General features: G+C 40.6%; 8 protein-coding genes. 6 read left to right on the plus strand and 2 right to left on the minus strand.

Annotated features, from left to right (window positions below; all coding sequences use genetic code 11):
- Positions 1 to 5: 5 nt before the first annotated feature.
- Entirely contained in the window at positions 6 to 947 is a 942-nt protein-coding gene (locus R1T16_RS17965; RefSeq protein ID WP_317502517.1) for an NADP-dependent oxidoreductase, read from the minus strand.
- A gap of 87 nt (positions 948 to 1,034) precedes the next feature.
- Between R1T16_RS17965 and R1T16_RS17970 the strand changes: the two genes are divergently transcribed.
- Complete coding sequence (locus tag R1T16_RS17970) at positions 1,035 to 1,889, plus strand: AraC family transcriptional regulator (protein ID WP_317502518.1); 855 nt, start codon at positions 1,035 to 1,037, stop codon at positions 1,887 to 1,889.
- On the opposite strand, the gene R1T16_RS17975 is transcribed toward R1T16_RS17970, so the two are convergent.
- Positions 1,886 to 2,329 (minus strand): hypothetical protein, encoded by a 444-nt coding sequence (locus R1T16_RS17975; RefSeq protein WP_317502519.1) that lies wholly within the window; start codon positions 2,327 to 2,329, stop codon positions 1,886 to 1,888. The genes R1T16_RS17970 and R1T16_RS17975 overlap by 4 nt on opposite strands.
- Before the next feature lie 365 nt (positions 2,330 to 2,694).
- Between R1T16_RS17975 and R1T16_RS17980 the strand changes: the two genes are divergently transcribed.
- The 5 genes from R1T16_RS17980 to R1T16_RS18000 all read left to right on the plus strand — a co-directional run bounded on the left by R1T16_RS17980 (position 2,695) and on the right by R1T16_RS18000 (position 6,223).
- The gene (locus tag R1T16_RS17980; protein WP_317502520.1) at positions 2,695 to 3,633 is read left to right on the plus strand and encodes an AraC family transcriptional regulator; all 939 of its coding nucleotides are present in this window, start codon (positions 2,695 to 2,697) and stop codon (positions 3,631 to 3,633) included.
- Between the two features lie 86 nt (positions 3,634 to 3,719).
- On the plus strand, positions 3,720 to 4,460 hold the full coding sequence (locus tag R1T16_RS17985) for an SDR family oxidoreductase (RefSeq protein WP_317502521.1): 741 nt from the start codon (positions 3,720 to 3,722) through the stop codon (positions 4,458 to 4,460).
- Between the two features lie 112 nt (positions 4,461 to 4,572).
- Positions 4,573 to 5,325 carry an SDR family oxidoreductase gene (locus R1T16_RS17990; RefSeq protein ID WP_317502522.1) on the plus strand — a complete coding sequence of 251 codons (753 nt, stop codon included), beginning with the start codon at positions 4,573 to 4,575 and terminating at the stop codon, positions 5,323 to 5,325.
- Positions 5,326 to 5,332: 7 nt separating this feature from the next.
- Positions 5,333 to 5,731, plus strand: a complete 399-nt coding sequence (locus tag R1T16_RS17995) for a nuclear transport factor 2 family protein (RefSeq protein ID WP_317502523.1) — start codon at positions 5,333 to 5,335, stop codon at positions 5,729 to 5,731.
- A gap of 18 nt (positions 5,732 to 5,749) precedes the next feature.
- Positions 5,750 to 6,223: a DUF1097 domain-containing protein gene (locus R1T16_RS18000; protein ID WP_317502524.1), complete on the plus strand. Its 474-nt coding sequence runs from the start codon at positions 5,750 to 5,752 to the stop codon at positions 6,221 to 6,223.
- The last annotated feature ends 412 nt before the right edge of the window (positions 6,224 to 6,635 follow it).

Consider the following 6,635-nt stretch of genomic DNA (forward strand, 5'->3'; position numbering starts at 1 on the left):
CTTATTTATAATGTTACTACAATTTTACCTACTGTCCTGCCGCTTTCAATGTGTAAATGAGCCTCTGCCATTTCATCAAATGAAAATACTTTTGACACATGCGATTTCAGTTTGCCACGTTCCAGCTGACCAGCCAGGGCTTCCATATCGGTTCCGTTAGAGGTTACCATAAATTGGTATCCGTTAATGCCTAGTGCTTTTGCTTTTTCTATAACCGCGTCATTTAATCCTGATGGAATACTGATAATGCTCCCTCCTTTTTTAATGACTTTTAACGAACGGTCTATGTTTTCGCCACCAACACTATCAAACACAAAATCAACATCGCTTACAACCTCTTCAAAAGGCTGGGCTTTATAATCTATGTATTCATCGGTGCCAAGGCTAAGAACAAAATCTTTATTAGCAGCCGAAGACGTACCAATAACATAAGCACCAAGATTTTTCGCTATCTGCACCGCAAACTGTCCTACTCCGCCTGCCGCTGCATGAACGAGCACCCTGTCTCCTTTTTTCACATTTATAAGACGTGTTACAGCCTGCCATGCTGTTAATGCTGCCAATGTTGCCGCCGCAGCTTCTTCATAAGATATGTTTGAAGGTTTTAGCGCCAGTTGATCTGCGGGAGCGGCTACATATTCGGCATAAGCCTTGCCATGACCCGGAAAGTTTACCATTCCAAAAACCGCATCACCCACTTTAAATTTGGTTACAGATGGACCAACTTCGGTAATTATACCTGAAATGTCCCAACCCAATATTAGTGGCAGATGGTCTTTCAGCCTTCCCGCAACCCCCTTCCCTGCTCTTGTCTTAACATCAACCGGATTAATGCTTATTGCCTTTACCTGGACTACTACCTCATCAGCACCAGCTAAAGGTTTATCTATCTGTGTATACCGAAGGTTTTCTACACCTCCAAATTCATTTAAAATAATTGCTTTCATGATTTGTCTCATTTTATAAAAGCAAAATTATACTGTTAAAAGTTTAATTTTCGGTATATAATTTCCTTTTTTCAGTAATTTTACGCCATGAAGAGAGAACATTTATACCAGCCGTTTGAAATTATCTATAAGACATTAGACGATATGCCTAAAGAAGGCCATAAACACATGTTCTTTGAGCTGGTGTATATAATTTCCGGAACAGGAAAGCAGTGCATAAACCAAAATCAATTTAAGTATCATGCAGGTCATATGTTTCTTATAACTCCTGAAGACTGCCACTCATTCACTATAGAAACGACTACCGAGTTTTTCTTTCTCCGCTTTAATGATATCTATATCAAGTCGAAAGCCTTTCATTCTGAAGATGTGGAAAGGCTTGAGTACATACTGAACAATGCGAACCACCAGCCGGGCTGCATACTTAAAAACCTTTCTGATAAAACACTGGTAAAGCCAATTACCGAAGCCATAATACGCGAATATGTTAACCGCGACCTTTACAATAAGGAGCTTATCCAGCAGCTTGTCAATACGCTTATTGTTTTGGTAGCCCGCAACATTGCAAAATACCTGCCTGAGATAGTAGATGAAAAGACAGAAGAGAAAGCATTGGACATCATAAATTACATCCAGAAGAATATCTACTCTCCAGAACTGCTGCGCACAGAGGTTATGAGTACCGTATTTGGAATTTCAGACAAATACCTTGGGAAGTATTTTAAAAAGCATACGAATGAAACCATACCGCAATACATAGGCAATCACCGAATGAAGCTTATTGAGGCCAGGCTAAAATTCAGTGACAAGCGCATCACCGAGATTGCAGAAGAATTTGGCTTTACCGACGAAAGCCATTTTACCAAATTCTTCAGGAAAAATAACGGCATGAATCCCTCCGAATACCGTAGGGAACTTACAAAGACAGCAGTGACAGCTTAGCCTTTTCGCTTATTCCTGAGAAAATCCTGCCATACATCTTCAAGCTCATCGGCAACTTCAGGCTTTATCCTTATGCCTGAAGATTGCGTAGACCAGTGCTGCGCGGCCAGCGAACCTGATTTTAGCACATCCAGCAAAAGTATCTCTTCTTTATTTGGATCAAGCAGCCTTTCAAAATTGACAAGGATACGCATCCTTGGCTGTCCGCGATGGTTTTTGCCCATAAACGGTTCAGACGATATATACCCCGAACCAATAATGCCTTTAGGTTCTTTACCTAATTTTATAAGATATGCCCTGTCTCCCTCACGCACGGCTTTATGGCTGGCACAGCTCCAGGCATCTGTAAATAATCCGGTTTCTTCAAGATCTTTTACATCCTGTTCAAGATCTGGCCATGGCCACTTCTCAGGATTCCAGGCAAATAGAAAAGCATTCATAAAAAAAGGGTTTCTATAAAGATAAGAAAGATATGGGCATAAAAAAAAGCTCCTGAGACATCAGAAGCTTTTAAGTTGTTTACCTTATAGTACAAAACCCGAACCATTTGCTGAAAGATTTGAGGCTTTTAAGTGTAGTATTAATCTTTGAACGACAAGCGTGAAATTCTTATTATGTGCAACTTATTGGTAGGCCACTATTTTTGAATTACAACATTCAATAGAGGAAAATATTCACCTGAAACGAACTATAAGGCTCTGCTGACTTTCCATACATTGTTTTTATTTTTTATCCGTTATAATTTGATATATGATTCTATCATTATACATTTATGGTAAAACATTTTCTCGTTATAATTTACGCGATGGCATTGACAAAACCTCAGTATCTTACCAAGACCCTATACGACCTATATCAGGAACTCGGCCTACCGCTCGATTTAATAAATCAGGATATCGGGTTTACGGTATTCAATTTAAAAGATACCATTACTGAATTGCCCTATACATCGCCGCCCTTCAGACCCGACTATTTTAGTTTCATTTTTGTAAAAGATGCGCATGGGAAGTACAGTATAGATGAGCATAATTTTTTGATTGAACCCGAAACCATCTACTTTACCAATCCCGGCAACTACCGTACTTTCGAATGGACAAATATCAATGAGGCCTACCTCATCACTTTTAGCGAAGATTACCTGCGCGAAAACGTACATCAGGATGTTTTTGAAGACTTCTCGTTCCTGCTGACTGAGACCATCCAGCCACGCGTGCTATCTATGGATATCTTTAACGATATGGAGAAACTGTATTTTTATATCCATAAAGAGTATTGGGGAACTTCAACTTTTAAGAACCGTATCATAGGCAATCTGTTTGTCGTATTACTTCTTAAAATAAAAGAATACTTTTTTAAAGACTACGACCCTATTTATGAGGGTAACCGTGGTTCGCAAATTGTAAAAATCTTTAAACTCAATTTAGAGAACCATTACCGCGACCTTTTTAATGGCCGTGCCGATAAAATTTTTCGCGCTAACGACTATGCCGACCTCCAACACCTGCACCCCAATTACCTTGGCAACGTAATTAAAAGTAAGACCGGTAAGACCATCAGCACCTGGCTGGCCGAAAAAACGATTAGCGAGGCTAAGTCACTTCTGCAAAACTCTGCCATGAGTATTAAAGAGGTTGCCTATTTTTTAAAGTTTACAGAGAGTACCCACTTTAGCAATTACTTTAAAAAATACACGTCACAATCACCTGCCGATTACAGAAAAACGCATAATTCCAGCCAATCTTAGATTTTTGTATCTTATGCTGTAAATCGTGTACTTTTTGAGGGCGCCCATCGCCGCATCTTTGCTCTATAATTAAACAACAAGATATTATGAGCAATTTAAATCAAAAAGTAGTATTGGTAACCGGAGCCTCAAGAGGCATTGGTGCCACCATTGCCCGCAACTTAGTAAACGCAGGAGCAAAAGTAATCATCAACTATGCAGGTGGTAAAGAACTTGCAGAAAGCCTTGCCGCAGAACTTTCTGCCCACGGTGGCGAAGCGATAGCTTTACAGGCCGATGTTAGTAAAAGCGAAGATGTTAGAAACCTTTTCGATGCAGCCATTGCCCACTTTGGCCGTATAGATGTACTGGTAAACAACGCCGGTATTATGATTACCAAGCCCGTTGCACAAACAACCGACGAAGATTTTACACGCCAGTTCGACATCAACGTAAAAGGTACCTTTAACACCCTTCGTGAGGCTGCCACCAAACTGTCTGACAATGGTTCTATCATTAACTTTTCAACCTCAGTTAACCGCATCATGCTTCCCGGCTATGCTACCTATGTAGCCACAAAATCAGCGGTAGAACAACTTACCCGCGTATTCTCTAAAGAAATTGGAAACAGGGGCGTTAATGTAAATTCGGTTTCTCCCGGCCCTACCAATACAGAGCTGTTTACTAACGGAAAACCTCAGGAAGTAATCGACCGCCTTGCTGCCCTTTCTCCTTTTAACCGAATTGGCGAACCTCAGGATATCGCCAACGTGGTAGTATTTCTTGCTAGTGATGAAGCCAAATGGATCAATGCACAGAATATAGGTGTTAACGGAGGGATGGCTTAATTAGACTTAGATATAACAGATTTGACATATTAGACGCCATACAGTCTAATCACTACTATCTCAATAACACATTTAAATCAACAAATCAACAATTTTAAAAATTAAACATATCATGAAAACTTTAAACAACAAAACAGCAATAATTACAGGATCAGCAAGAGGTTTAGGCAAAGCCATAGCAGAACGTTATGCCGCATTGGGCGCCAACATAGTCATTAACTATTCCAGAGATAAAGCAAGTGCCGACGAAGTAGTAAGCAACATACAGGCAATGGGAGCTAAAGTTATTGCCGTGCAGGCAGACATCAGTAAAGTGGCTGACCTGGAGCGTTTATTTGCAGAGGCTAAAGCTGCCTTTGGGAAAATAGATATTGTAGTAGCAAACGCAGGTATAGAACTGGTAGAGGTACCGGTGACTGAATTTACTGAGGAGCAATTTGACCGTGTGTTTAATATCAACACCAAAGGTACCTACTTCACAATGCAGCAGGCCGCTAAAAATATTGAAGACAACGGCAGGATTATCTACATCGCATCCAGTACCACATCATTTCCTGTTCCCGGTATGGCGGTATATGGCGGCAGCAAAACCACACCGCGTTACCTTGTAGATATCCTATCTAAAGAAATTGGGCACAGGGGTGTAACCGTAAACTCCATTATACCTTTTGCGGTAGACCATTCGGGTATATTTGCCGAAGAGGGCAGCTATCCTGAACTCAGGAAACAATTATTGGACAGCTGCCCGATGGGTAGGCTTGCCGAAGTAGAAGACGTGGCAAACGCCGCCGAGTTCTTTGCGGGCAACCTGTCATCTTTTGTTAACGGGCAACATCTTTTGGTTAACGGAGGGGCTACAAATTAAATACATAATGAAATCAACAATAATAGCCCTCTGCCTACTGCTAACACTATCTGCCTGCAGCCAGAATAAAAGAGATACCGTTATGGATACATCTGTAATAACCAATCCTACAGCAAAAAAAACTATTGATGCTTTACAGTCTGCTGATGCAAAAGCATGGTTTGCACTATTTACCCCCGATGCGGAGTTATATGACGACGGGCGTAAAATGAACTTCAGGAAGTTTTTCGAAGCGGCCTTGGGGCATGAACGTTTTACTTCCATAGATAAGGTGGAAAACAACGGGCTGAGCCTTTTTGGTAAATTCCACAGCGACCGGTGGGGCAACTTCAAGACCTATTTTAAATTCTCCCTTACTGCCGATGGCAAAATAGAAAGGCTTGATATTGGTCAGGCAAATTATTAATTACAAAAATAAACAATCATGAAAACATTTTCAACAGGCATCCTCCTTGGCCTATTCGGGGCAGTTGCCGTATCCGTTTCTTTTGCAGCCCAGTGGCCTACATGGGTAATGTTTGTAGCATGGGTTAGCTTTTACATATTCGGTAAAACAATAATCACTTCCCTGAAAGCATTTTTGCAAATTGCCCTGGGCATCGTTATGGGGCTATCTATACAGCTTACCGGTATGTTCTTAAGTAACTATTTTGGAGGGCTGGGGCTTCCTGTAGCAGTATTCCTGTTTATCGGTTCACTCGCTTACATGTCAAAAATAAAACTGCTAAGCAATATCCCCGCCTGGTTCTTAGGGCTTATCATTTTCTTTGGAGTGCACCCTGAACCTGAAATAATAACCCTTTTTTCATTGTTCATTCCTATTGCCGCAGGGTTTGTATTTGCGTTCCTAAATGATAAAGCCATGGCCTGCGTTTCTTTGCGTACTATGCAGAGTTAATATCTCAGAATTGATAAAACCTTCATCTTGCAGCTTCAAAAGTGCATATCTATACTATTGCATTTTAAATGTGAGTTTAGATTGGAATTGAAATAGTCAATATACCAAATCCCTCAATCGCTATTCAAAACACAACCTTTAGTACATACTACGATTGTTCAATACCTTTTCTTTAAACAATTAATGGTTTTGAATGTTTGAACTGATTCCCGGACAAAGGCCAGATAATATCACTGCCAACGAGAATTTTAAACAACAATCGGATTTGGGTAGTAGAAAAAGAATGGTATAAGCAAAAATGACGCCATTGGCATTCAATGGCGTCATTTGTATTCTTGTGCGGGTGAAAGGACTCGAACCTTCACACCGTGAGGCACCAGATCCTAAGTCTGGCGTGTCTACCAATTTCACC

The organism is Flavobacterium sp. DG1-102-2 (assembly GCF_033042555.1).
Classification (GTDB): Bacteria; Bacteroidota; Bacteroidia; order Flavobacteriales; family Flavobacteriaceae; genus Flavobacterium.